Source organism: Carboxylicivirga fragile (assembly GCF_050589805.1).
Lineage (GTDB): Bacteria > Bacteroidota > Bacteroidia > Bacteroidales > Marinilabiliaceae > Carboxylicivirga > Carboxylicivirga fragile.
The window spans coordinates 19299-44666 of record NZ_JBNGOY010000039.1 but is presented as its reverse complement, the minus strand read 5'-3'; the positions used below and the strand labels follow the sequence as shown (position 1 = coordinate 44666).

The window sequence follows — 25368 nt, the reverse complement described above, 5'->3', positions numbered from 1 at the left end:
ATAAACATGCACTATGCACATTGCACTATTCCTATGCCAAAATCAAAAAGATAGCAGGTCGTTTATTTATATCGGGCAAACTGCCTTTCCATTTAGCAACGGTTTTAGTAACAATATATTCAGTTTCTAAAGTAATATCGCAAGCAATGCACAAGCGTGTTTTGGGGTTGCAATGGCGCAATAGATCTTCTAATAAACGCATGTTACGATAAGGAGTTTCAATGAATAGTTGCGTTTGATTTTCGCGGCGTGAACGCTCCTCCAGCATTTTAATCGTCTTGGGTACTTCTTCCTTTTTTACCGGTAGGTAGCCATTAAATGCAAAACTCTGACCATTCAGACCGGATGCCATTACCGACATTAAAATGGAAGATGGCCCTACCAATGGCACAACTCTTATGTTTCTTTCATGGGCCAATTGTGCAATATCAGCACCAGGATCAGCAACTCCTGGACAACCCGCTTCAGATACCATACCCATATTATTACCATCTAATAAGGGCTTCAGAAAAGTTGGTAAATCTTCAACTTTGGTATGTTTGTCTAATACAAAGAAGGTCAAAGTATCGATATCAATACTTTTATCTACTTTCTTCAAGAAACGCCTTGTTGAACGCACATTCTCAACTATAAAATATTTGAGCGAACGAATTATTCCAATAGTTTCGTTTGCCAAATTACGTTCGATTGGACTATCACCTAGTGTATTGGGAATAAAAAATAGTTGACCTTTCATCATTTTAATATTAGTATCAAGAAAAGAGTATTAAGTATCAAGACGGATAAATTATTGTTGTTAATGCTGCAAAAGTATCAAGAATAAGTTTTATATCAACCTACTTTGATACGAAGCTTAAATTAAAATAGGATGACGTGTTTTGAATAACTCGCTAAACTCTGGAGGAAGATCAATCAAATCGGTCATTAAATCATTTAATATATCTAACGATTTATTGGATAGTAAACCCGCAATTTCATCAACAGCATCGCCACAAATCATATATGGCGCCTGATGAAACAGCAAATCTCCTCCTTGGCACAATGCGTATATCTGAAACTCCTTTACCTCATCGATGCTCTGATTTTTAACAACACAATTGTGTAACCAGATGTCCACATCGAACAGCTCATGCTTTTTCAACTCAGCATCACGTTGTTCAAGGTTGGTATTCTGTTTCATATACTCAGCAATTTTTACCCTCGACTCTACTGATAAGGTTTCATGCACTTCTTGCACACAATCGAAACAATACACAAATTCAAATATAACCTGACGCTTTTCCTTTTCTAAATCCTGACCATAAGCCTTTTCAATCAAATAGGGCTCTCCACTCTCCATCAGCTCCTTTCCACACACCTTGCAATTGCAGAATGGTTTATCACTGCCTTCGGGATAAAAGATTGGTGGAATGGGTATATAGTTGTTGATATGTATTGATTCTGACATTTTTTTATAATTTGCTCAAAAGTAAGGCAAATTGCGCTTTCCAAAAACTCTTTCAGTAAAAACTAATAGTAAACGAATGGAGCGGCTCTTATTTTCAAACACTCAAAAAGAGCCGCTCCTTAGAACAATACCAAATATCATGTTTTAGCATCAATTATTTCATCTTGTTCTTTGTAATTTTACGCTTCTTAAAAGCAAAATATTAAACCATGACCTTTATCGTAAACCTCATTAAGAACAGAAATTTTGTATTAATATTAGCCGTGGTTCTAGGCCTGTCTATTGGCGATTTTGCCAACAACATTAAGGATTACACCATTTATATATTGGCTTTAGTCATGACGTTCTCAATGACTAATATTCGTACAAAAAGCTTATATCCACCTTCAAAGTTGTACAAACCTATGATGATGGGGGCGCTTTTGAACTACCTAATATATGCAGTGGTAAGCATCCTACTTGCCAATTGGCTAATAGATGATAAGGAATTATTCTATGGGTTTGTAGTTATTGCAACAACAACTCCCGGTGTGGCCATTATTCCATTTTCAAACATTTTAAAAGGCGATGTTGAATATGCCATTAAGGGAGTATTAGGAGCCTTTCTATGCGCCATATTCCTCACTCCTTTCGCAGTTGGGTGGCTAACCGGTAATGATGGCATCTCATCAATGAGTTTATTTGTGCTCATGCTAAAAACCATTGTAGTCCCATTAATCTTATCACGATTCTTATTACTGCCTAAGTGGTTGCCAAAAGTTGAATTGATACGCGGAAAAATAGTAGATTGGGGCTTTGCCACTCTAATATTTATTGCCATTGGAGTCAATCGTTCTGTGTTCTTTGATGAAACAAGCATCCTTTTCAACATTGCACTTGTATTATTCTGTACTCACTTTGTAATGGGTTTCACATATGAATATCTTGCAAAAAGATGGATTAAAAACCCAGCTTTCCTGGTATCTCAGAATTTACTGCTAACCATTAAAAGCTCAGGATTTGCTGTTGTAACAGCATTAACATTATTTGGTAAGAAGGCAGCTATACCAACAGCTGTTTTGCCAATATTTGTTTTACTTTATCTCTTATCCCTCTCCTTTCGGCAGGATTACAAGCGAAAGAAAAACAAGTAACAAAAACGCTTAATGTGAATTTTCTTGTTTTTCCAATGAACGTAGAAAAAGGTATATACTTGAACCTGTTAATACCATAAATATGGCTCCAATAATCACAAAGGCCTGACTTAATGTTAGGCGGTCAGTCATATAACCAAACAAAGGCGCCAGAATGGAAAAATTAGCACGAATAATTAAGCTACGAATAGACAACACGGTGGCACGCATATCAGATGATGTAATGCGGTTTATGTAATCTTTCAGAACAGGTGTGGCTATTCCTCGTGAGAAATAGAAAATAACCAAAACAGGTAACACATAGATCGAATGCAACAGTCCGGCTGCAATAAAAGCCCCGGTAATAACCAGAGTGACACCAATTACTGTTGATTTCGGCCTTAAACGTTGTTCTATTTTATATGCTACCAGAGTTGTTAAACCAACCACTAAATTTAACGCTGTACTTGTTGCTCCAATCTCGATTTCACGAAAATTAATCTCCTTGAGATACAAGGGATAAACCCATGCCATGGTTAGTGTAGCCGAACCAATTATGGATGAATAAATAATGTTATAGCGCAAACTCTTATTGGTCAGCATGGCATACTTAACCACATTCCAAATATCGCGCATGGTAGCCTTTTGTGTTCGGGTATACAATTGTGGTTCAATCAACATAAACGCCGCCGGAATGGCAATAAAAGCAATACCTGTTTGAAAATAGAAAGGCATGCGTAAACTAATCTCAGCCAAGGCTCCACCCATAAAACCAGCTATGGCTTCGCTGAAGTTACCAACCGAAAAATTGCGCCCCTCGTATTTAAGGTAATCTTTCTCACGGCCATCGGCCTTTAAACTATCGTAAAGCAATGCAGAATCAGCTCCACTAATAAAACTTTGTCCGATTCCCAAAACTAACTCTGCCGCCAAAAATGCATAGAAACCACTGGTAAAGGAGTAAATAGCAAAGCCAAGAGTACCCAATATACTTCCAATAATAAGTGTTTTTCGGCGACCAAGTACATCGGCTGCATAACCCGATGGTATTTCAAAAATAACGATGGCTATACTATATATGGCCTTTAACTGAAACGACTCTTCAACCGTAAAACCAAGGTCCTGAAAAAACAAAAGAAGAATAGGCATAGTAAGCATAAACCACTTTGCCACCTTTATCAAATACAGTTTTGTAATGTTACCTGAATACATACCGCCGCTTTAATGCAGCGCAAAAATAGTCTTTCCGCGGGCATTAGCAATAATTAAACTGACACCAAACCAAGCCTATTACTTTCATATTTATGATTTTTATTACAATATGATTATAATTCAAAATATTTTTACCATGTTTGTGTTGAATTTGAAACAAATCCACAAGTATTAATTTCAAACTATTATTATTTCCAAGTTATGGCTAAACTATTTATACCTAAAAACTACCGCTCATCATTAGATCTTAAACAAACCGAACATGCTATTAAGGTAGTTAAAGATCATTTCCAAACGGCCCTATCTGCTGAATTACGACTGCGTAGAGTTACCGCTCCTCTTTTTGTTATGAAAGGAACCGGTATTAACGATGACCTTAATGGAACGGAACGTCCAGTATCCTTCCCTGTTAAAGAATTTGGTGACGCACAAGCCGAGGTGGTACATTCCTTGGCCAAGTGGAAACGTATGATGCTGGCCGAATATGGTATCGAGAGCAGTTATGGTTTATATACCGATATGAATGCCATCCGCCCCGATGAAGAATTAAGTAACATCCACTCTTTATATGTTGATCAGTGGGATTGGGAACGCCACATTTCGAAGGAAGAATATAAACTTGATTTTCTGAAGCACATTGTAAAGAAGATTTATGAAGTGATGAAACGAACTGAGTTTATTGTTTATGAACGCTATCCGGAAATTGTACCCATCCTTCCAGAAGACATCACTTTTATACATAGTGAGGACTTATTGGCAAAATACCCTACCCTTAGCCCCAAAGAACGAGAAGATGCAGCTGCCAAAGAATATGGAGCAGTATTTTTAATGGGCATTGGTAGCAAATTATCGCACGGTGAAAAACACGATGGACGCGCTCCTGATTACGATGATTGGAGCACAGAAACAGCTGAAGGTTATAAAGGCTTAAATGGCGATATTTTGGTTTGGAACCCAATACTAGAACGTTCATTCGAATTATCATCGATGGGAATCCGTGTAAGCCCTGAGGTATTAGCCAAGCAACTTGAAATAGAAGGCTGCACTGATCGCAAAGAATTACTTTTCCACAAGCGCCTTCTGAACGGCGAACTACCATTGTCAATCGGCGGTGGAATTGGCCAATCGCGCCTATGTATGTTCTTCCTACGTAAAGCACACATTGGTGAAATACAAGCTAGCATTTGGCCTGAAGATATGCGCAAAGAGTGTGCAGCCAATAAAATTGTATTGGTTTAAAAGTAGAATTTAGAAATGTAGATAATAGATTATTAGATTTATAGACAATAGACTTTTAGATACTACCAACTCATCCGATGACTCTTGTATAATGTAAATAGTCATCGGATGAGTATAAAAAATCAATCTAAATTAATTGCTTCTTCTGCCCTTCACTTCTCTGCTTCTAAAAATATTGCTTAATTAGAGCTAAATTCTAATCAAAGCTCAATTATGAGATTTCTAAAATACTTCCTAATCGCTATTGCCATCATTACCTTGGGTATTGGCGCTTTCTTCATCTATATGCAAACACTTAAGGTTGATAAATTGCAATGCATTGAAGCCATGCACCCTAGTTCAGTAATTGTAGTGGAAACCGAGAACCTGACACTTGGCTGGAAAGAAGTAAAAGAAAGTGCCCTTTGGGAAAGTTTAATTGAGGCAGACCTTTTAGATGAGTATGATGCCAACATGATGCATTTCGATTCGCTAATGATGGAGAATGCTATTTTAAGAAAGCTCTTTAAAAATCGGCCTCTGGCTATTTCGGTACAAATGCTCAACAATAGCGATTTTGAAACCGTTTTTGCCATTGATATTGGTAAGTACGGACAATTATCGGTACTTCCACAATTGGCCAAACTATTCGATTATGAATTGGGCGAACATAATTATGATGATACCAAAATCTATAGCCTTTGCTACGATCAGCCACAGGACATTATCCATCTTAGTATAAAAGAAAACCTGCTAATTGGCTCCTTTTCGTCTCAACTATTAAAACTAAGCATCAAAGAACTAAACAGTGGAATCGGGTTTCAGAATGATAAGTTTATTGCTGCTCAACAAAGAAATAGCTCTGGCCTGCTCAACTTATACATCAACTACAGTCAATTACACCTTTTTGCGGGCAGTCAATACCCTGATTTAAAACCAATATTAGTAGATCTAAGCGAAGTAATGGCTTACTCGGCTATGGTAGCGCATTGGCAAGAAAAAAACATTCAGTTAAACGGCTTTACCAACTATCACGACTCTATCCCATCCATTGTAAAAGCATTGGCAAAAGCGCAAGCTGGCGATTTGGAAGCGCATACTTTGTTTCCGGCCAAGACAGCCATTATGATGACCCTGAACACTGGGAACTTTCGCGATTTTTATGATGACTTACTGAAAGAACACAAAGCCAGTGATTCGATTAAACATGAAGAATACATCGAAAATATTGAACGAAGCGAAAAGTGGTTAGACCTTGATTTTGACGATGTATTATTCTCGTGGTTGGATGGCGAATTTGCTTTGGCAAAATTACGACCAGAATCGAATGCACGAGAATTGGATGCGCTCATGGCCATTAAAGCGAATGACATTGATTTGGCCAAGGAAAAAATGGCACTTTTGCTTCAACACATAAAAAAGCGCACGCCTGTAAGGTTCGATCAAATCGAATACCGCAACCATCACATCCACCTTTTGCAGATGAAAGGATTCTTTAAACTATTCTTTGGCGGATTGATGTCAAACATGGAAAAACCCTATTTTGCTTACATCGATAACTATGTGGTATTTTCAAACTCGGCCAGTTCATTAATGGATATGATCGATGATTACCTAGTTGGGAATACACTGGCACGCACACCTTCATTCAACGAATTTATCGCTCAATTCGAACCACAGTGCAACTTCTCCATGTTCATTCAAATGCCAAAAGTTTATCAGCACCTTTATCATTACAGTAATGCTGATGCACGAAAAAGTTTGAAACAAAATAAAAATCTACTGATAAAATTTGCCAACATCGGCTGTCAGCTAAACTCTAGTGATGCCTTTTTTGAAACCAGCATACTGGCACAGCACGATGATAACACCATGTTATACGAGGAGTTGGAAAAACTACAAAACTCAGCAGAGGAACTATATGTGGATGAATACCGCGAATTGAAATTCAAGTTAATTCCCGACGATACTTTTCCCTGGAGCGAAGGCCATGTTGACTATTGGGTGACACATCCTGAGCGGGTACAAGATAGTCTCATTATTCACGAAGGAGAAATGCGCGACAGTCTCTTACATGGTTTATGGCGTAGTTATTATACCAGTGGCCGCATTAAAGCTGCCATCCCCTATAACGATGGAAAAGTTGATGGCATGGCTATTTTTTATTTCGACGATGAAGCGCATAATATAAAAGCCGAAGTAGAGTTTGATGATGACGTAATGGTTGGCGACTATAAGGAATATTACAGCAATAGCCGCAAAAAAGCTGAGCTCACATCTGACGATGGCCTATTTGATGGCGATGCATTTTATTACTACCGCAACGGACAATTAAAGATTGAAGGCAGATACAAGAATGGTCTGCGTCATGGAAAATGGAAACATTACACCAAAGCAGGCGAATTACTAAGTAAAGAGAGTTGGCGCAAGGGACAAGAGTAAGGTTTAAAGATGTTCGATGTGCAGATGTTAGGATGTTAGATGTGTTACATTGAGCTTGCCGAAATGTTGGGATGTTTCGGTTTTAAAGCACTTTAAATAAACCGTATGCAGATAGATGAGTCTAGACATCAAGCTAAATTTATAAAACCATTGGACATAGGTTCTTTCGAGCAGTTTAATGTAGAAATTTTAAAAAAAGGAGATTCTGCTCAATGCCAATTTAAAATCAGCATGCGACACAGCCAACATATAGCTTTAAAATAATTCGTAATTTCAGAAATTTCATTCTCGTTGCATTTAAAGTTATCTGTAAAATATCGCTGTAAAGGTTCTGTCATATTAATGTCTCTGTAATCTGTTTATCCATCTACTGTGAATAATATATTATAATAGCTCAAGGCTAAGTTAGCTATTTCTTATTTTATTTCTTTCTCAATTAATTCCAAGTTCGAATTTAAACCCATCATTAAAAGAATAGCATTCTAAATATTTCAACAGCTCAAACCACCAGACAAACATCAAGGCAAACATTTTCATTTATAAGATGTTATAATAAGTAAATCAAATCATATTGTCATGAAGAAGATCAGCAAGAAAGACATAAAACAAGAGGTTTTTGATTTATACGATGGTTATGCCCACAATAAATTCAGTCGACGTGAATTTGTTAATAAGCTTACTACCTATGCAGTAGGAGGAATTACTGTTGCAGGCTTATTGAACTTTTTAATGCCTAATTACGTTGCTGCTCAACAAATAGCATCCAATGATTTAAGATTAAAGTCAGAATACATCGAATATAATTCGTCAAAAGGTGGAGGAGTCATTAAAGGCCTGCTTACACGACCTGCAAACAATTCCGCCAAATTGCCCGGAATTATTATTGTTCATGAAAATAGAGGTCTTAATCCTCATATTGAAGATGTTGCCCGAAGGGCTGCCTTAGATGGATTTATTGCTTTTGCGCCAGATGCTCTTTCGCCCATAGGAGGTTATCCGGGTACGGATGATGAAGGTCGTACGATGCAAAAGACCAGAGACAAAAATGAAATGCTAGAAGATTTTATTGCTGCTCAAGCATTTTTGAAAGATCATGGAGAAAGTAATGGAAAAGTTGGTGTTGTTGGTTTTTGTTTCGGTGGTTGGATTTCGAATATGATGGCCGTTCGCATTCCAGATTTACCAGCAGCCGTACCTTTTTATGGTGGGCAACCTAAAGCCGAAGATGTTCCTTTAATTAAAGCACCATTACTTTTGCACTTTGCATCATTAGATAAAAGAGTGAATACTGGCTGGCCAGCCTACGAGGAAGCATTAAAGGCAAACAATAAAAGCTATAAAGCTTATATGTATGAAGATGCAAATCATGGTTTCCATAACGATACCACACCACGTTACGACGAGGCTGCAGCGAAATTAGCATGGCAACGAACCATCGATTTCTTTAAAGAAAAACTTAGTTAGTTTAAACTCATATAATAGCTTAAAACAATCATAAGCAAATTTTATTCGAGGACATATTCCTTCTCAAATAATTAGCGAAATGATTGCTCATACAATGTTATGAGCTTTTTTGCTTTTTCAATATTTTCACTATTCGATTATTTATAATTTCTGATAAGTTCCAATTGTACAATTTAGCATCGGTTGTACTATAGAAGGCAACAACAACAGCATCAAGCTCTTTGTTATAAAAGGCAAAACTTTGGTAGCCTGGAACCCAACCTGAATGCTCAAATTCATAGATGGATGAATATATTTCCTGTTCTCCAGGTTCAAACAGAGAACCATCATTTAATGCTCTTAGGAAAGTGCCTACATCTTTAGCTGAGGCTTGCATGCCATAATCATTTCCCTTTAAATCATGGGGATAACCTACATGATAGCCACTCATCACATCTTCAATGTTTACTTCACTTACTGAGCCAAAGGTGTTGTTAAGTGCAAGTGGCTTTAGAATTTCTTCTTGAACGAATTGAAAGTTACCATACCCCAACTCATCATCCATGATTCTATTAAGTAACAAATAGTTTGTATTACAATACTCATAATTTTCGTCAGGTTCAAAATTAGCAGGCATACCATCAATTAAGGCAAGACTTTCGTCAAAGGAACCTGTTGGAGCCTCCCAAAATTTTGGAGCGTCCGTAAAATTGGGGATGCCACTTCTATGTTGCACCATTAACTTCAAGGTAATTTTATCAGCATAAGCGATTCTCCCAACAAGTTCAGGTAAATAATCAGCGATTGTTTTATCCAAAGAAAGCCGTCCATCACCGACCAATTTGGTAATAGCCACGGCATCGTACAATTTACTTATGCTGGCAATTTTAAATAGTGCATCATGTTTGGCGGGTATCTTGGTTTCTCTCTTATGCCAACCCGAAGTATAATACTGGGGAACTTGACCCTTTTGATCTATGTATACAATCATTCCATCAAATCCATGTCCAATGGCTTCATCACATTGTTCCTGAACAGTCTCTGGCAAAGGCACTATCCACGCCTTTACCAATAACCATGGAACGAAAAACAGCGATACGACTGTTCCAACCAATAATACGATTCTGAATAATTGTTTTGATTTATTCTTTTTCATAAATGTATATTGCTAGCTTAAAGCAATTGAATTAAGCTCATTAAATATGTTATAACATATTCTTAAACCCAATACACTTACTCTTTCTGCATAAATTAGAATTAACAATACTTACCATATAAGCAATTGTACACCCTTTATGTTCACACTATTAAAAGAATTATTTATACGTATTAATAAGCTTTATAAGTAGATTTGCTACTAATAGTCATTGGCACTTCCATTGGTACTGGTAATTGCGGCGATTCAATGCTTACACTTCCTTCCATCTCTTGATTAAGTTCCATTGATTGAGGCCAAGCTGTTTTAGCGTCAATAGTAGCGCTTACAATTACATCACCACTTAAATCAAAGTTTTGTGTCATGCCATTTTGTTCCGAACCAGCACTATCATCCGCAGTCATCTTACCGGTACCCTTCAGTTCAATAATCGACTTATTAGCGCTTGTTACCACATAATTGTAATTGCTAACGATGGGCATTGCTCCAGCTGTTACTACTTCGTTTGTCCACTCCGTACCCACTTTAAGTTTTTCATCAGGATACACCAAAAGCATTGAACTCATGTTCTGTTTCATGCTCTTATCGCTAAACTGTGTCTTAACACTCTCAGCAACCATACCCAATTCATCAATGCTTTTACCATATGACAAAGCGATCTTTTCCAACAATTTCTCAGAGCCTCTTACTTCAGTAATTTCTCCTGTCTCGTCAAATATCATGGTAAACTCAAAATCAACAATAGCATCAAATGCTTTCGATAACATATTTTCTTCCTGAGCTTCGTCTTTAGAATCATATGCTATGGTGAACATAGTACTTTCCATTTTAAATAACAAAGATTCAAACACTAAGGTGGATGTGTACACTCCTTTGCTTTTTGAGACGATGGTAACAGTAATGTCACCGCCAATGGTATTTTTAATATTTTGCGTCATTCCTTGAATATTCTGAGTTATATCTTGAAAAGACTCTTGTTTCAGCCCATACATCTCTCCTACTTTCAAATTATAACGTAACTGTGCTTGTATAGTTGAGGGTAAAATTAAAAGAGCCAATAAAAGCAATGCGGTAATCTTCGAAACTTGATTCATAGTATAAGGTTTTATTTTGTTTGAACGAAGCTAATAAATTTTTAAGCAATGCCACAAAAAAAACCTTGCTCTGTAATACAAAGCAAGGTTAAAGTAATGCGATTATTCAATGACTTAATTCCGATAATTATCGGGATAATAAACAAAATGATATACTATCACTATGTTATACATTCGGTTTCATATCTCCATTCTTTTGCAGCCTCATACATGGCTAACACATTCTCGACCGGCGTTTCTATTTTAAGTTTGTGTGATGGACCTAACACAAAACCACCTCTTGGAGCCATGGTATCCAAAAGCTCTTTCACACCGTCTTTTACTTGCTGTGGTGTACCTTGACGAAGTAACAACTCTTCATCCAGTGCCCCACAAAATGTAATGTAATTACCGAAATCTTCTTTCAAACCCGATGGTTCCATACCACTTGCTCTGGTTTGTATTGGATCCAAAATGGATGCACCAATACTAACAAACTCAGGTATTAACTTACGAACCGCTCCACATGAATGCATATAAAATTTCACTCCATGTTTCTTAGGTAATTCGGTAAAGGCTTCAATGGCTGGCTTGCAATATTGCTCCCAAATATCGTTACTAATGGCCAAACCACTTTGCGTACCAAAATCATCGGCAATGCGGATGAAATCTAATTTCTCACCACCATTTGCAAATAACTGCTCAATAAAATCGGTATAAAACTTAGTGACTTTTTGAGTCAATGCCTCAAAAAATTTCGGATGATACATAATAACATCCATAAACGCTTCGCGCCCCAACAAACGTTGGATAATACGAAACAAACCTGGCGAGGAATAACCTGGTGCGGTCATAACTGCATAACCTTTATACTTTTCAATCTTTCCAGCCAATGTGGTGAAATCAAACAAATCGACCGTTGGCCATGAGTACTTTTCAAGTACATCGGGCTCTGTAACACCTTGAAGTGGAAAATTAGTGGCTTCCCAAAATTCAAAATCTCCATTTTGAACCCTAGAATAACCTACACCCCAGATATCAACTTTTTCTTTGCCGCCTGCTTTGATGAGATCTTTACCAATATAATCTGGCTCTACCCATCTGAAATCAACATCTAAATACTCCAGAAGCTGGTCACGATTATCTAACCCAAGGTGTTTCATCAACTTAACACCAAACTCGGGTACATCCCAATAGAAAAAAGGAACGCGATCTGCTTGCTCCTTATTTATTACTTTTAGGACTCTTTCCTTGTGGATCATAAACGTTGCTTTTGATTAAAAAATTGTGATTTTTATCATCGCAAAACCTTCCGAAATTAGAAAGATTATGAGAAAAATCAAATTTCTGTAGATAAATGTGATGAAACCTTACACTAAAAACACCGTATATATTTGGTTGTTGCCCTCTGTTTACAGGTAAACGAACTCTTTTAAGTTAGTTTTATATTTTTTTTACTTCCGCGATTTCAAAATTTCATACATCAAAACACCAGCTGCTACCGAAACATTTAAAGATTGTATCTCTCCGAGAATAGGAATTTTACTCTTGACATCAGACACAGCAAGCAATTGAGAGGACACACCTGTATCTTCTGCTCCCATAATCAAGGCCAAGGGTCCACTATAATCAACTTTATCGTAATCCTCTGCCCCTTTTTCGGTGGCGGCTACTAATTTCAATCCACTATTCTTAAGAAATTCTGCTGTGGTATTTAAACTATTTACACGACAAACAGGAATTGTATGTAATGCTCCAGCTGATGTTTTAATAGCATCGCTATTAATTGGGGCACCTCCACGCTCAGGTATAATTATCGCATGTACACCAGCACATTCGGCCGTACGGGCTATGGCACCGAAATTACGTATGTCTGTTAAGTGATCCAGGATTAGTACAAAAGGCTCTTTACCCTCATCGTACAGCATCGGTATCAATTGTTCGATACTTTGATAAACAACAGGCGAAATCATCGCTATAATACCCTGATGATTCTTACGGGTAATGCGATTAAGTTTCTCGATGGGCACAAATTGAAAAGGAATTTCATTTGCCCTTACTTCATCCAAAAAACCCTGAAATAGTGTCCCTTGCAAGCCTTTTTTGATAAATACCTTCTCAATTTCTTTACCGGCAGCAATTGCTTCTTCAACGGCTCTAATACCAAATACCATTTGTTCTTTTGCCATAACTAGTCTATTTCTCGTTTTTGTTGTTCTAATTGTTCAAATTCACTGTGAGCCTGCTCCCAGCTTTCCATTTCTTCCTCCAGCGCTTTCTCAACCTGATGGTAACGCTTAAACATACTTTCATCCGAAGCATTTTCAGGCTTATTCATTTCTTCCGTAAGTGTTTCAAGCTCCAACTCAAGTTCAGCAATTTTAGTTTCGCTTTGCTCCACCTGCTTTTGAGCCTTCTTCACTTTTCGGCTAAGCTCCTTACGTTCTTCAAACGATAATTTAGCAACACTCTCTGTTTTATCAGTCTGAACCTTCCTTTTTGAAGCAATACCCTTATTTAAATCATTCAGGTTCTCAAGACGCTTCTTCTCCAAAAAGTAGTAAATCCCTCCTAAGTGTTCCTTTATTTTCTTGTGTCTGAATTCATAAACCTTTTCAACCAAGCCATCCAAAAACTCCCTGTCGTGTGATACCAAGATCACGGTGCCTTCAAAATCTCTTAGGGCTTGCTTAAGTATATCTTTAGAGCGCATATCCAAGTGGTTGGTCGGCTCATCCAGTATCAACAAATTAACAGGCTCGAGCAACAACTTAACCATTGCCAATCGTGTGCGTTCTCCACCCGATAATACACTTACTTTCTTATCGGCACTTTCGCCACTAAACATGAAGGCTCCCAACAGGTTTCTTACCTTAGTGCGAATATCACCAACCGCAACCAAATCAATGGTTTCAAAAACCGTATGACTATCATCTAAGCGCTCTGCCTGATCCTGGGCAAAATAACCAATCTTTACATTGTGCCCCAGCGTTAACTTACCTTGGTGCGCCAACTCATTCATAATAATACGAGCCATGGTAGTTTTACCCTCACCATTTCTACCTACAAAGGCTATTTTCTCACCACGCTCAATGCTCATATCAACCTCATCAAGCACCAATAAATCACCATATGATTTGCTTACTTGCTCACCCTTAACAACAACCGTTCCTGAACGTGGAGCTGGTGGAAACTTTATATTTAAAGCCGAATTATCAAACTCATCAACCTCAATCCGATCTATCTTCTCCAACTGTTTTATTCGCGATTGAACCTGAACTGACTTGGTTGCTTTATATCGAAATCGTTCAATAAACTTTTCAGTATCCTCAATCTTCTTCTGCTGATTCTTAAAAGCATTCTCCTGTTGTTCACGACGCTCCTTACGCAACTCCATAAAACGCGAATAGCTGGCTTTATAGTCATAAATGCGGCCAAGCGATATCTCAATGCTGCGCTTAGTAATATTATCTAAAAAGGCCTTATCGTGCGAAATAAGCACCACTGCACCACTGTAGGTCTTCAAGAAATCCTCCAACCATTGAATGGAATCAATATCAAGGTGGTTAGTTGGCTCATCCAGAAGAAAGATATCGGGTTGCTCCAATAGTATTTTTGCCAATTCGATGCGCATGCGCCATCCTCCACTGAACTCCCCTGTATTTCGTTGAAAATCGGAAGCTTCGAATCCAAGTCCCTTAAGAGTGGTTTCAATTAATCCGGTATGATTTGCACCACCCATTAAGTTAAATCGCTCCGTTTTGTCATTTAAGCGATCGAGCAAACTCATATATCCTTCCGACTCGTAATCCGTTCGCTCTGCAATCTCATTGTTGATGTCTGCAATCTGCTTCTCAAGTAATTTTATTTCACCAAAGGCCAACTCCACCTCATCAATTACAGTGCGCGTATCAGCATAGTTCATATGCTGGGGTAGATAACCAATTTTGAACTCCTTTGGTTTAGTAACTTCACCAGTGGTTGGCTCCATCAAACCAGCCATAATCTTTAACAAGGTTGATTTACCTGCTCCATTCTTTCCAATTAGGCCAATCCTATCTTTTGGCGGTATCATAAAAGATACATCCTCAAAGAGCTTATAACCTCCAAAATCAACAGTTAACTGATTAATTGATACCATTCCTTAAAAATTTGTGCAAAGATAACTGCAAATAGTGTGATTACTATGCAGAAGTACTAACTAAAGTTGTGCGAAATGCAAGAAGCTGTCCAAAAATAACTTCCGCATTCATTCTAAGAGTAAAACCGAAGCGATTAAAAATATAGAATCAACAACATAAAGTCCTAATTAACAAAACTCAATGAACACAATCGTTTTTAACATCTACTTACTACTCTAGTCAATCTCTTTAATCCTAAATTGATAATCGGGAGTAAAATGCAGTATATACAAGCTTTCATTTACTAAACCACTCCAGTTTGATAGGCGACGAAATTTCAAAGCAGTTTGCATAGCATGCGGTTGATGTTGATCTAGACAATAATCAAACTGCTTTCCATAACTTTTAAGTGCACTCAAAAAGTAATAACTCACATCGTATCCCCACAAGCTATAGCGGCTCATATTCGATTTCACACTGGCATTTTGGAAATAAGGCGATATTGACATTGGCTCGGTTTTAAACCAAGTTCTATATTTCTGAATCAGGCTAAAGGTTTCCTTATTGTTGTAATCAATAGCATAATAACTAAATAAGTGGCCATTTAAGCGATGTATATCCTCAGGATTAATGGTTTGGTAACGCAACCACTCCGGCATTCCCCAAAGGGTAATATCCGCCTTTGTTTTTTCCTTAGCTCCTTTTACAGTTGTGATAATTCGGTTTACTTGTGCTTCTTCTACCGATGGTATTACAACCACATTTGCTCTATCCTTGGCAAACATTTGCTCTAAACTGGCCAAGTCATCTTGTTTGAACTTATATTCTACAAAGTCGGGTACCTCACCTTTTTTAAGGCTTTCCCAATATATTTTCTCGGTAAATAATTTACTCAACTTGCGCTCATAAACCGATTCTGAATCTTCGGTACGCACTAAAACAATACGTTTATTTTTAGCAGAATTTATTATTTGATTGGCCATTTTATCGAACAATAAGGTATCGATTGGCATGGCCTGAAATAAACGTGGATTGGAAGCTAATTCTGAATTCTTTGTTGAGAATGGATAAACCATTGGCACATTGTACTGTTTCGAGAAATCAGATACCAAGCGCAGGTTACTTGTATAAGCCGGTCCTATTATTAAATCCATGTAAACCATCTCAGGATAAGCCAAAATTCGTTTAACCTTATTGGTATCCGGAGCTGTGTCGTATGTAAATAATTCAATGTTCACGCCTTGTTTCTTCATTGAATCGATGGCCAATAAAGTTCCTTGATAAAACTCAACAAATACCTTTGAGTGTCGCGAAATTATCTTCTCGTCCCTATCTTTCACTACTATCTCACCATCAACCTCTTCTTCAATAATATTAACCCGCTTACTGGCTTCAACATTAAATGGCAAAAGAACTGCCACCTTAAGTGTTGGTTTATTTAAATCGTAACGATAGGCATTGCAGTCAACTTCACTTATTTCAACCTTCGATTTACTTTCCTCTGCTGCTGCTTCTTTAGCCATTCGTTCTTGATCTGATGTCATTTTAAACCAATGACGATTTGGGATACGCAATAACATTCCCTTTTTCAGATTGTTTAAATCATATTCCGAATTGACTGTACGAATAATATCCGCATCAATATTATAATTACGAGAAATGGCGTACAAACCTTCTTTACGCTTGACTTTATGAATGGTAAATAAATCACTGTTTGAGTTATGATCCGCTCCCTTCTTCATGGATAACTTAGGAATTCGAACCACAAAACCTAATGGCAAATCCTCTGGATCGATTGATTTATTGGCATCCTGAACGGTATTTAGCTTGCAATGATACACTTGCGAAATACTAAACAAAGTTTCACCTGCCTCAATCTTGTGATAAATATACAATTCATCTTCCAAAACCTCGTTATTGGTATCTGCAACTTCCGCTTCCTTTTCAACTATGGGTATCCGAATTACCGAGCCATTTGGCAAAACACCTGAACGTAACACAGGATTAGATTCGATGATGGATTCAATACTTACACCGTATTTTTGCGATAAGGCATAAATATTCTCTTTTGGCTTTGCCGTATGTAGCACAAAGCCATTGTCCTTATCTTTATTATCAATTGGTGATTTTACATCGTATTGTTTCGGTATTTTAATGATAGTACCAAGGAGTAATTGCTGATCACTACCTGGGTTATATTTGTGAATAACCTCTTTAGGCACGTCATATTTCTGCGAAAGATAAAACACCGTTTGCCCTTGTTCAACGGTATGATATATGTACGCCGTCGAATCTAATTCTTGTTTGGTACTGTTACGGCCGGATATAACAGGAATCTTAAGTAATTGCCCTTCCTTAATTCCAAATGCAGCTTCAGGATTAGCTTCCAAAATTTCTTTTTCCGACACACCGTAATTCACACCTATTCGAAAAAGACCTTCCGCTTTTTGTGCACGATGTAAATAATAAACTTGTCCTTTAATGCTAATTTTTTCTTTGCCTTTGACTTCCTCTGTTTGTGCCTTTCCTTCAAAAGAAAATAGCATTAACAAAGCCGATATGAAAATTGCAAATATAGTTTGGGAATACTTCATTCTTAGTAAAATCAATTATCAATACTGATAAACGTAAATTATGGGATTCTATTTCACAAAAATGACGCCATATTTTTACGAGCCATCAAAAATAAGAAAAGCCGTGACATCAAACAAAATAATGTGAATTTAGCTAGGTTTAAAAACCAATTGCCCTCCATCGATCAAGAGGTAACCAGCAACATCATTGCCTGATTGGGTATCTTTAAAACCTTTAATCGTATTGGTTTTGCCTTTCAAAACAAGCATTTCAATTTGTTTCTTATTCAGCTTTTTACCCATAAATTCAAATGGTAAACGCAATTTACAACCGTTCTTAAAGTTATTACAGCCATACGCCGTTTTGCCCTCAACAATTACACCTTTCAAACATGCCGGACAAGTCCAAACGGCCTCCTCTTCCTTTTGTAAACTTAATACACCGCCATTAAACTGAACACGCCCATTTACTTTAACCCCTTCCTCTTCAAAGCCTTTAATTAATCCGGTTTGGCCTTTTAGTATCAATTGCTCAATTTGATTATCACTTAAATTCTTAGCCATGAATTTAAAAGCGATTAAGGTTTTACAAGCTTCCTTATAGCGCGAACAGCCCCAGGCACTTTTCCCTTTAAGCATGGTACCTTCTTTGCAAACCGGACAAATTAACTTCACTGGTGTTTTTTTACTCTTGGGTTTGCTTTCTTTTTTAGCTGGTTCTTCTTCTTCAACTAATTCCACCTTCTTAGCGAAACGGTCGTGTTTGACATGAAAAACAACATCAGACACCATCTGCTTCAGCTCTTTCATAAATTCAGTGGCATCGTATTCGCCCAATTCAATCTGGCGCAATTTCTTTTCCCAAATACCCGTTAACTCAGCCGATTTAAGAAGGTCATCTTTTATGGTATCAATTAACTGCGTGCCTGTAATGGTTGGATGCAGATTTTTACGATTCTTCGAGATGTACTTGCGACGAAATAAGGTTTCGATAATGGCTGCTCGTGTAGATGGTCTGCCAATACCATTTTCCTTCATCGCTTCGCGCAACTCTTCATCATCTATCTGCTTACCTGCCATCTCCATAGCCCGAAGCAAGGTTGCCTCCGTATAATGCTTCGGAGGCTGGGTTTCCTTTTCGAGCAGTTGTGGTTCATGCGGGCCAGATTCACCTACAGTGAACTCAGGCATAATTTCTCCGTCCTTCTTGTCGGCTTCTTTACCATCGTTGAAAACAACGCGCCAACCCGGAGCCAACAATTGCTTACCCGTTGCTTTAAACTCAACATTACCGGCATTTCCCAAAACTTGCGTATTAGAGATAGTGGCATCGGGATAAAAGGCGGCAATAAACCGACGCGTCACCATTTCGTACACTAACTTTTCATCGCGACTTAAAGCATTGGCGTGCACACCTGTTGGAATAATAGCATGGTGATCGGTTACTTTTTTATCATCAAATACCTTCTTCGATTTTTTCAACTTCTCCTTCAACAAAGGATTGGTCAGATGCACATGATCCTTTAAGCCTTTTAAAATACCAGGTACTTTTGGATAAATATCGTTGCTCAAATAAGTCGTATCAACACGTGGATAAGTGGTTACTTTCTTTTCGTACAAGGCCTGAATAATTTTAAGTGTGTCATCGGCCGAAAAAGCAAACTTCTTATTACACTCAACCTGGAGCGATGTTAAATCAAATAACCTTGGCGGCGCCTCTTTACCTTTCTTTCGTGAGAAATCCTTTATTACAAATTCATCTTCTTTTATCTTACCAAGAAATGCCGTTCCTTCTTCCTTACTTGTGAAACGCCCCTTGGTAGCAGAAAAGAGTACCTCTTTATATTTTGTTTTTAATTCCCAATAAGGTTCTGGCTTAAAATTATCGATGCTTTTTTGACGATCAACAATCAGTGCTAAAGTAGGGGTTTGAACACGGCCTATGGATAATACCTGACCTTGCTGACCATATTTTAAAGTGTACAAACGGGTAGCATTCATTCCTAATAACCAATCGCCAATGGCTCGAGAATTACCAGCTGCATATAAATTATTAAACTCTTCCCCCGCTTTTAATTTCTCAAACCCTTCTCTAATGGACTCCTCAGTTAGGGATGAAATCCATAAACGTTTGATGGGGCATTTTGCTCCTGCTTTCAACAATACCCATCGCTGAATCAACTCTCCCTCTTGGCCGGCATCACCACAATTAACCACCTCATCTGCTGTTTTAACCAATCGGGCTATGGTGTTAAACTGTTTTTGAATACCTGAGTCGTCCATCACCTTTATACCGAATCGCGAAGGAATCATTGGTAAGGACCCCATATACCATCGCTTCCACTCAGGTAAATATTCATGCGGCTCCTTTAATCCACACAAATGGCCGAATGTCCATGTTACCTGATAGTTATTACCTTCATAATAACCATCACGTCTATTTTTCGCCCCTAGTATTTGAGCAATCTCATTCGCTACACTGGGTTTCTCGGCAACACATACAATCATTCTGACCGGGTAATTTTATATATTTCTAAATTGCAATTCTTTCCATAGCGAAGATAATGTTTCTGCACTGAAAATATTTAATCAACTTTCGTGAGTTTTCAACACCACCATACAAACAACTTGTAACAAGGCAATTATAAATAATCCTAAGAACACAAACCTACACTCTTGCCTATTCATTGAAAATAATCGTAATTTTTATTTTAAATATCAAATTTCACAGTAAAACTTTGAAAAATAGTTTTTACATTTGTTAGGAACAATTTATTTTTAGTAATGAAACCAGTGCATTAACTATCAACTGGTTTCACCAAATTTTTTTATAATGAATAAAGGTATTGTAAAATTCTTTAATGATTCAAAAGGTTATGGATTCATTAAGGACGAAGAGTCTAGCAAAGAGTACTTTGTACACGTTAATGGCTTAATTGACGAAATTAAAGAAAACGATGAAGTAACTTACGAACTTGAAGAAGGACGTAAGGGCTTAAATGCTGTAAATGTAAAAGTTGTATAACTTTATCATTTCAAAATTTTTCAAAGCTGTTTCACTCGAAACAGCTTTTTTTTTCTCAAACATTGACCTTTCTCATTATTGCAGCTCATCCTTTTAACTAACTTTCGGCAGATAAACATATAGATTAAGCATCATGACACAAGAAATACAGTTAGCACAAGAATTAATTGACTTTATAGATAATAGTCCAAGTGCATTTCATGCCATTGAAAACACCGCCAAAGAATTGGAGAAGGGTGGTTTTCAAGAGTTGGACATGGGACAGGTATGGGAACTAAATAAGGGTGGTAAATATTACACCACAAAAAATGACTCAGCTTTATTTGCCTTTAAACTAGGACAAGGCGAACCTGAAAACACGGGCATGAAATTAATTAGTGCCCATAGTGATTCTCCTGGTTTTAAAATTAAGCCAGATGCTGAAATGCTTGCTGCAGGTGGCTACCTGAAACTTAATACGGAAGTATATGGTGGCCCAATCTTATTAACCTGGCTTGATCGACCTTTGTCAATCGCTGGACGCGTCATTCTTAAAGGCGATCACCCCTTACATCCCAAAAGCCGATTGGTTGATTTAAAGAAACCTCTTTTAATCATTCCAAACATGGCCATTCACCTGAATCGTGAAGTTAACGAGGGCATGGCTCTTAACAAGCAAGTGGATATGTTGCCACTTATGACCATTGTTAACGATACATTCGAGAAAGAAAATTACATACTTAAGTTATTGGCCGAAGAATTAAACGTGGATGCTTCAGACATTTTGGACTTTGATGTGTTCTTATACGAAGTTGAAAAGGGATGTTTAGTTGGGCCAAATCAAGAGTTTATTTCGAGTGGCAAGTTAGATGACTTAGCAATGGTACACGCTGGCTTAAAAGCCATCACCAACAGCACGGATACTGATGACACTCAATTTTTATGTGTATTTGATAACGAAGAAGTGGGTAGTGTAACCAAACAAGGAGCGGGCTCTCCTGTCTTCAGAAACATCATAGAGCGCATTATGGAGAAGTTGGATAAAACACGTGAAGATTATCACCGTTGCATCTATAATTCATTTATGATATCGGCTGATATGGCGCATTCGGTGCACCCGAATCATCCTGAAAAACACGACCCTGTGCTTCACCCTGTAATGAATGCAGGTCCGGTTATTAAAATTCATGCCAATCAAAAATACACCAGCGATGGTGATAGCTCTGCAGCCTTTGTAAATATCTGTCAAGAAGCTGATGTACCTGTTCAGAAATTTGTTAACCGCTCCGACATGGTTGGTGGTTCAACATTAGGCAACGTTTCAACCGGAAAAATAGATATGCGTACGGTTGATATTGGTAACCCAATGCTTGGTATGCACTCGATACGTGAACTAGGCGGAACCAATGATCATACCTACATTACTAAAGCTTTTAAGGCTTTCTATAACATGTAGACTATAAAAAAGCTAATTAAAGAATAAAGGGTTGTTTCAATTATGGAGCAACCTTTTGTTTATCTCCAACATCTGCATTTTCCGGCATTACGCCGAAGTAAAAAAACATTAATAAACCAACGTGACCCAAAATCGTTAAAACAATTGCAGAAAAATAACTACTTTTAACCCACGTCAGAAAAAAAATTATAAAACATTACTTATAGATGAAATCAGTAAAACTATTCGCAACCTTAATCGTCATTGCTCTTTTTGCTTCTTGTAAACCGTTTGAAATAATCACTGAAATTGATCCTACGGTTAGTTTTAAGGAGTACAATAATTTCATGATGATGCAACGCTTGGAATCAGAAATGATGACCCCAGAAACCAAGAAGATAGTAGCAAATGCTATTTCAAGCGAGTTAAGCAGCCGTGGTTACAACGAAACACTTTCACCAGAATTACTTGTTAAAGTAATGGTGATTACGCAAGGTAAAGATGCGGTATCACTCGATCGTGTTAATAATTTTTATTGGGGAAGCGATACTTATAATTATGGATGGGGAATTGGCACTGGCATCAATAGGGTTAACTATCATTCGTATAAAGAAGGGACTGTAATCATCGATATTATTGATCGTGACGACAAACAGTTGGTATGGCAATCAATAGCAACGGGTGCTTTTAAAGGAAGTAAAAAGAACTCTGAGAAAAAAATTCGAAAAATGATTGGAAAAATGTTTGAGCAATTCCCATTACCTAAGAAAAGAAAATAACAAATTATAAAATCATAATTGAGCTGTATCGTATTCATCGGTACAGCTTTTTTATTGGCTTTATGATCATAGAAGTTTTAATTTAAGTTCTTACTTTTAAGCAAAAGATTAAACATGAGCAGTACCTCAACCACAAAGAACAAACAAGGCTTTGGAACATCTCCAGTTTTCTTCACAGCCATCTCCACCATCTTAGGAGCTATCTTGTTTCTGCGCTTTGGTTATGCTATTGGTACAATTGGTATGTTTGGAGGTTTGTTAATAATAATATTGGGACACTTAATAACCATACCAACAGCCCTGGCCATTAGCGAAATTGCTACAAATACACGAGTTGAAGGCGGTGGTGAATACTTCATTATTTCTCGTTCATTCGGACTTAACATTGGTGCTACCATCGGTATGGCGCTTTTCATGTCGCAAGCCATTAGTGTTGCCTTTTACGTCATTGCCTTTACCGAAACATTTGAACCACTTTTTGAGTGGTGGAGCCGCACTTACGGATGGGAATTACCGAGGCAAGCCATTAGTTTGCCTGTAATGGCGGGGTTAGCTCTATTAATTCTTAAAAAAGGCGCTAATATGGGGGTAAAAGCCCTGTACATAGTTGTGGTGCTTTTGGCCATTTCATTAATTGCCTTTTTTGTAGGCACACCAAGCGAAACAGAAGCTGCTGTCATAGGTAATCAGAACATTGGTTTTTTCAATAGAAAAGAATTCTTTCATGTGTTTGCCATATGTTTCCCAGCCTTTACTGGTATGACAGCCGGTGTAGGTTTGAGTGGTGATTTACGAGATCCGGGTAAGAGTATACCCAAGGGTACCATGTATGCCACCATTGCAGGTATGTTGTTTTATTTGGCTGTGGTTTACAAATTAGCAACATCAGCATCTCAAGAAGATTTATTGACCCACCAATTGGTTATGAAAAACATAGCCATTGGTGGCTTTATCCTGATTCCTTTAGGATTAGCTGCTTCTACCATATCATCAGCCTTGGGTTCTATTCTTGTGGCACCTCGTACTTTGCAAGCATTAGCCACTGATAAATCCTTCCCCGCCCGAAAGGTGAATCACTTTCTATCTAGAGGGAAAGGTGCCGCCAAAGAACCTGTAAATGCAACCATTGTAGCCATTGCCATTGCTTTTGTATTTGTGGGTTTGGGCAATGTAAACTTTGTAGCCGAGATAATATCCATGTTTTTCATGATTACTTATGGCTCCTTGTGCCTCATTTCCTTTTTAAATCACTTTGGCTCTGCCCCATCCTACCGTCCACGATTCCGATCAAAATGGTACATTAGTTTGGCTGGTTTTCTATTATCGGTATGGATGATGTTTCAGATTAATGCCATGTACACCATAATGGCCTATGCCTTTATTACTCTATTGTACATCTACATTAACAGTTACCATAAAAACCGTAAAGGTTTCGAAGCTATTTTTAAAGAAGCCATTTTTCAATTAAACCGAAAGCTTCAGGTATACATGCAACAGAAACGTAGTAAATACGAGAAAAACGAATGGCGACCTGCAGCGCTATGTCTTTCAACCAACTCATTTGAGCGCGACAAGATATTTAGCCTGATGAATTGGATTTCGTACAAGCACGGCTTTGGCACCTATTTTCACTTCATCGAGGGTTATTTCTCACGACAAACATATTTAGATGCTAAGAGTGAGCTGGATAAATTAATACACAATCAAAACGACAAGGATAACTCGGTTTACATCGATACAATGATTTCTCCATCCTACACCACAGCCATTGCCCAAACCATACAGTCGCCAAGTATATCGGGCATGGAGAATAACATGATTATTTTTGAGTATGATAAACATACACCTGAAGAGTTAGATCGCATAGTCGAGAACATAAATCTAACTCGCGCAGGCGATTACGATGTTTGTGTATTTGGACAATCAAACAAGGCTATAAAATACCGTAACGGCATTCATGTTTGGATAAAACCGACCGATCATACCAATGCTAACCTAATGATATTATTAGGCTACATCGTGCTTTCTCACCCTGATTGGCGCAAGGGCAAAATTGTGATTTACAGCATTTGTCCAAAAGAACAGATGGTAGAAAGTCGCAATGAATTACGCGAACTGGTACAAACAGGCCGCTTGCCAATCACTCTATCCAACATTGAAATTCTGCCTGTTGAGGAAAATATAGCTGTAAAAACGCTTATTAATCAATACTCGTCAGAAGCCGGTTTAACCATCGTTGGTTTTAGAGAAGAACAGCTCAAACATTCTCAAATGGAATTATTTGATGGCTATGAGCAAACGGGCGATATATTATTTGTAAACTCAAAAGAGAAAAAGGAGATTAGTTAAAGAT

The 25368-nt window shown here is 37.7% G+C and carries 18 protein-coding genes; 8 read left to right on the top strand and 10 right to left on the bottom strand.

The window, feature by feature from the left end; all coding sequences use genetic code 11:
* Positions 1–31: 31 nt before the first annotated feature.
* Both ACRD7B_RS16450 and ACRD7B_RS16445 read right to left on the bottom strand, forming a co-directional pair.
* Positions 32–736 (bottom strand): SAM-dependent methyltransferase, encoded by a 705-nt coding sequence (locus ACRD7B_RS16450; RefSeq protein ID WP_430825690.1) that lies wholly within the window; start codon positions 734–736, stop codon positions 32–34.
* Between the two features lie 117 nt (positions 737–853).
* Positions 854–1447: a hypothetical protein gene (locus ACRD7B_RS16445; protein ID WP_430825689.1), complete on the bottom strand. Its 594-nt coding sequence runs from the start codon at positions 1445–1447 to the stop codon at positions 854–856.
* Between the two features lie 209 nt (positions 1448–1656).
* Between ACRD7B_RS16445 and ACRD7B_RS16440 the strand changes: the two genes are divergently transcribed.
* Positions 1657–2580 (top strand): bile acid:sodium symporter family protein, encoded by a 924-nt coding sequence (locus tag ACRD7B_RS16440; protein ID WP_430825688.1) that lies wholly within the window; start codon positions 1657–1659, stop codon positions 2578–2580.
* 9 nt (positions 2581–2589) lie between these two features.
* On the opposite strand, the gene ACRD7B_RS16435 is transcribed toward ACRD7B_RS16440, so the two are convergent.
* On the bottom strand, positions 2590–3771 hold the full coding sequence (locus ACRD7B_RS16435) for an MFS transporter (protein ID WP_430825687.1): 1182 nt from the start codon (positions 3769–3771) through the stop codon (positions 2590–2592).
* 201 nt (positions 3772–3972) lie between these two features.
* Between ACRD7B_RS16435 and asnA the strand changes: the two genes are divergently transcribed.
* From asnA to ACRD7B_RS16420, 3 genes are all read left to right on the top strand, one after another.
* On the top strand, positions 3973–5010 hold the full coding sequence (asnA, locus tag ACRD7B_RS16430) for an aspartate--ammonia ligase (protein WP_430825685.1): 1038 nt from the start codon (positions 3973–3975) through the stop codon (positions 5008–5010).
* A gap of 213 nt (positions 5011–5223) precedes the next feature.
* Entirely contained in the window at positions 5224–7431 is a 2208-nt protein-coding gene (locus tag ACRD7B_RS16425; protein ID WP_430825683.1) for a DUF3352 domain-containing protein, read from the top strand.
* A gap of 576 nt (positions 7432–8007) precedes the next feature.
* Positions 8008–8895, top strand: coding sequence for a dienelactone hydrolase family protein (locus ACRD7B_RS16420; RefSeq protein ID WP_430825682.1), 888 nt, complete (start codon positions 8008–8010; stop codon positions 8893–8895).
* A gap of 97 nt (positions 8896–8992) precedes the next feature.
* On the opposite strand, the gene ACRD7B_RS16415 is transcribed toward ACRD7B_RS16420, so the two are convergent.
* From ACRD7B_RS16415 to ACRD7B_RS16385, 7 genes are all read right to left on the bottom strand, one after another.
* Complete coding sequence (locus ACRD7B_RS16415; RefSeq protein ID WP_430825681.1) at positions 8993–10030, bottom strand: serine hydrolase domain-containing protein; 1038 nt, start codon at positions 10028–10030, stop codon at positions 8993–8995.
* A gap of 173 nt (positions 10031–10203) precedes the next feature.
* The gene (locus ACRD7B_RS16410; protein WP_430825680.1) at positions 10204–11124 is read right to left on the bottom strand and encodes a DUF6263 family protein; all 921 of its coding nucleotides are present in this window, start codon (positions 11122–11124) and stop codon (positions 10204–10206) included.
* Between the two features lie 161 nt (positions 11125–11285).
* On the bottom strand, positions 11286–12365 hold the full coding sequence (locus tag ACRD7B_RS16405; protein ID WP_430825679.1) for a uroporphyrinogen decarboxylase family protein: 1080 nt from the start codon (positions 12363–12365) through the stop codon (positions 11286–11288).
* Between the two features lie 192 nt (positions 12366–12557).
* Entirely contained in the window at positions 12558–13292 is a 735-nt protein-coding gene (gene rlmB / locus ACRD7B_RS16400; RefSeq protein ID WP_430825678.1) for a 23S rRNA (guanosine(2251)-2'-O)-methyltransferase RlmB, read from the bottom strand.
* Positions 13293–13294: 2 nt separating this feature from the next.
* Positions 13295–15244 carry an ABC-F family ATP-binding cassette domain-containing protein gene (locus ACRD7B_RS16395; protein WP_430825677.1) on the bottom strand — a complete coding sequence of 650 codons (1950 nt, stop codon included), beginning with the start codon at positions 15242–15244 and terminating at the stop codon, positions 13295–13297.
* Positions 15245–15460: 216 nt separating this feature from the next.
* Positions 15461–17818 carry an amino acid ABC transporter substrate-binding protein gene (locus ACRD7B_RS16390; RefSeq protein WP_430825675.1) on the bottom strand — a complete coding sequence of 786 codons (2358 nt, stop codon included), beginning with the start codon at positions 17816–17818 and terminating at the stop codon, positions 15461–15463.
* Between the two features lie 129 nt (positions 17819–17947).
* Positions 17948–20305: a DNA topoisomerase 3 gene (locus ACRD7B_RS16385; protein ID WP_430825674.1), complete on the bottom strand. Its 2358-nt coding sequence runs from the start codon at positions 20303–20305 to the stop codon at positions 17948–17950.
* Positions 20306–20630: 325 nt separating this feature from the next.
* Here ACRD7B_RS16385 and ACRD7B_RS16380 point away from each other — a divergent pair, with 325 nt between their 5' ends.
* The 4 genes from ACRD7B_RS16380 to ACRD7B_RS16365 all read left to right on the top strand — a co-directional run bounded on the left by ACRD7B_RS16380 (position 20631) and on the right by ACRD7B_RS16365 (position 25364).
* The gene (locus tag ACRD7B_RS16380; protein WP_430825673.1) at positions 20631–20822 is read left to right on the top strand and encodes a cold-shock protein; all 192 of its coding nucleotides are present in this window, start codon (positions 20631–20633) and stop codon (positions 20820–20822) included.
* Positions 20823–20955: 133 nt separating this feature from the next.
* The gene (locus ACRD7B_RS16375) at positions 20956–22257 is read left to right on the top strand and encodes a M18 family aminopeptidase (RefSeq protein WP_430825672.1); all 1302 of its coding nucleotides are present in this window, start codon (positions 20956–20958) and stop codon (positions 22255–22257) included.
* Positions 22258–22463: 206 nt separating this feature from the next.
* Complete coding sequence (locus tag ACRD7B_RS16370) at positions 22464–23015, top strand: DUF4136 domain-containing protein (protein WP_430825671.1); 552 nt, start codon at positions 22464–22466, stop codon at positions 23013–23015.
* Between the two features lie 114 nt (positions 23016–23129).
* Positions 23130–25364, top strand: coding sequence for an APC family permease (locus tag ACRD7B_RS16365; protein WP_430825670.1), 2235 nt, complete (start codon positions 23130–23132; stop codon positions 25362–25364).
* Positions 25365–25368: the final 4 nt, after the last annotated feature.

Coding starts and splice junctions, on each gene's coding strand:
- ACRD7B_RS16450 (WP_430825690.1), bottom strand. CDS start 736: ATGAAAGGTCAACTATTTTTTATTCCCAATACACTAGGTGATAGTCCA.
- ACRD7B_RS16445 (WP_430825689.1), bottom strand. CDS start 1,447: ATGTCAGAATCAATACATATCAACAACTATATACCCATTCCACCAATC.
- ACRD7B_RS16440 (WP_430825688.1), top strand. CDS start 1,657: ATGACCTTTATCGTAAACCTCATTAAGAACAGAAATTTTGTATTAATA.
- ACRD7B_RS16435 (WP_430825687.1), bottom strand. CDS start 3,771: ATGTATTCAGGTAACATTACAAAACTGTATTTGATAAAGGTGGCAAAG.
- asnA (WP_430825685.1), top strand. CDS start 3,973: ATGGCTAAACTATTTATACCTAAAAACTACCGCTCATCATTAGATCTT.
- ACRD7B_RS16425 (WP_430825683.1), top strand. CDS start 5,224: ATGAGATTTCTAAAATACTTCCTAATCGCTATTGCCATCATTACCTTG.
- ACRD7B_RS16420 (WP_430825682.1), top strand. CDS start 8,008: ATGAAGAAGATCAGCAAGAAAGACATAAAACAAGAGGTTTTTGATTTA.
- ACRD7B_RS16415 (WP_430825681.1), bottom strand. CDS start 10,030: ATGAAAAAGAATAAATCAAAACAATTATTCAGAATCGTATTATTGGTT.
- ACRD7B_RS16410 (WP_430825680.1), bottom strand. CDS start 11,124: ATGAATCAAGTTTCGAAGATTACCGCATTGCTTTTATTGGCTCTTTTA.
- ACRD7B_RS16405 (WP_430825679.1), bottom strand. CDS start 12,365: ATGATCCACAAGGAAAGAGTCCTAAAAGTAATAAATAAGGAGCAAGCA.
- rlmB (WP_430825678.1), bottom strand. CDS start 13,292: ATGGCAAAAGAACAAATGGTATTTGGTATTAGAGCCGTTGAAGAAGCA.
- ACRD7B_RS16395 (WP_430825677.1), bottom strand. CDS start 15,244: ATGGTATCAATTAATCAGTTAACTGTTGATTTTGGAGGTTATAAGCTC.
- ACRD7B_RS16390 (WP_430825675.1), bottom strand. CDS start 17,818: ATGAAGTATTCCCAAACTATATTTGCAATTTTCATATCGGCTTTGTTA.
- ACRD7B_RS16385 (WP_430825674.1), bottom strand. CDS start 20,305: ATGATTGTATGTGTTGCCGAGAAACCCAGTGTAGCGAATGAGATTGCT.
- ACRD7B_RS16380 (WP_430825673.1), top strand. CDS start 20,631: ATGAATAAAGGTATTGTAAAATTCTTTAATGATTCAAAAGGTTATGGA.
- ACRD7B_RS16375 (WP_430825672.1), top strand. CDS start 20,956: ATGACACAAGAAATACAGTTAGCACAAGAATTAATTGACTTTATAGAT.
- ACRD7B_RS16370 (WP_430825671.1), top strand. CDS start 22,464: ATGAAATCAGTAAAACTATTCGCAACCTTAATCGTCATTGCTCTTTTT.
- ACRD7B_RS16365 (WP_430825670.1), top strand. CDS start 23,130: ATGAGCAGTACCTCAACCACAAAGAACAAACAAGGCTTTGGAACATCT.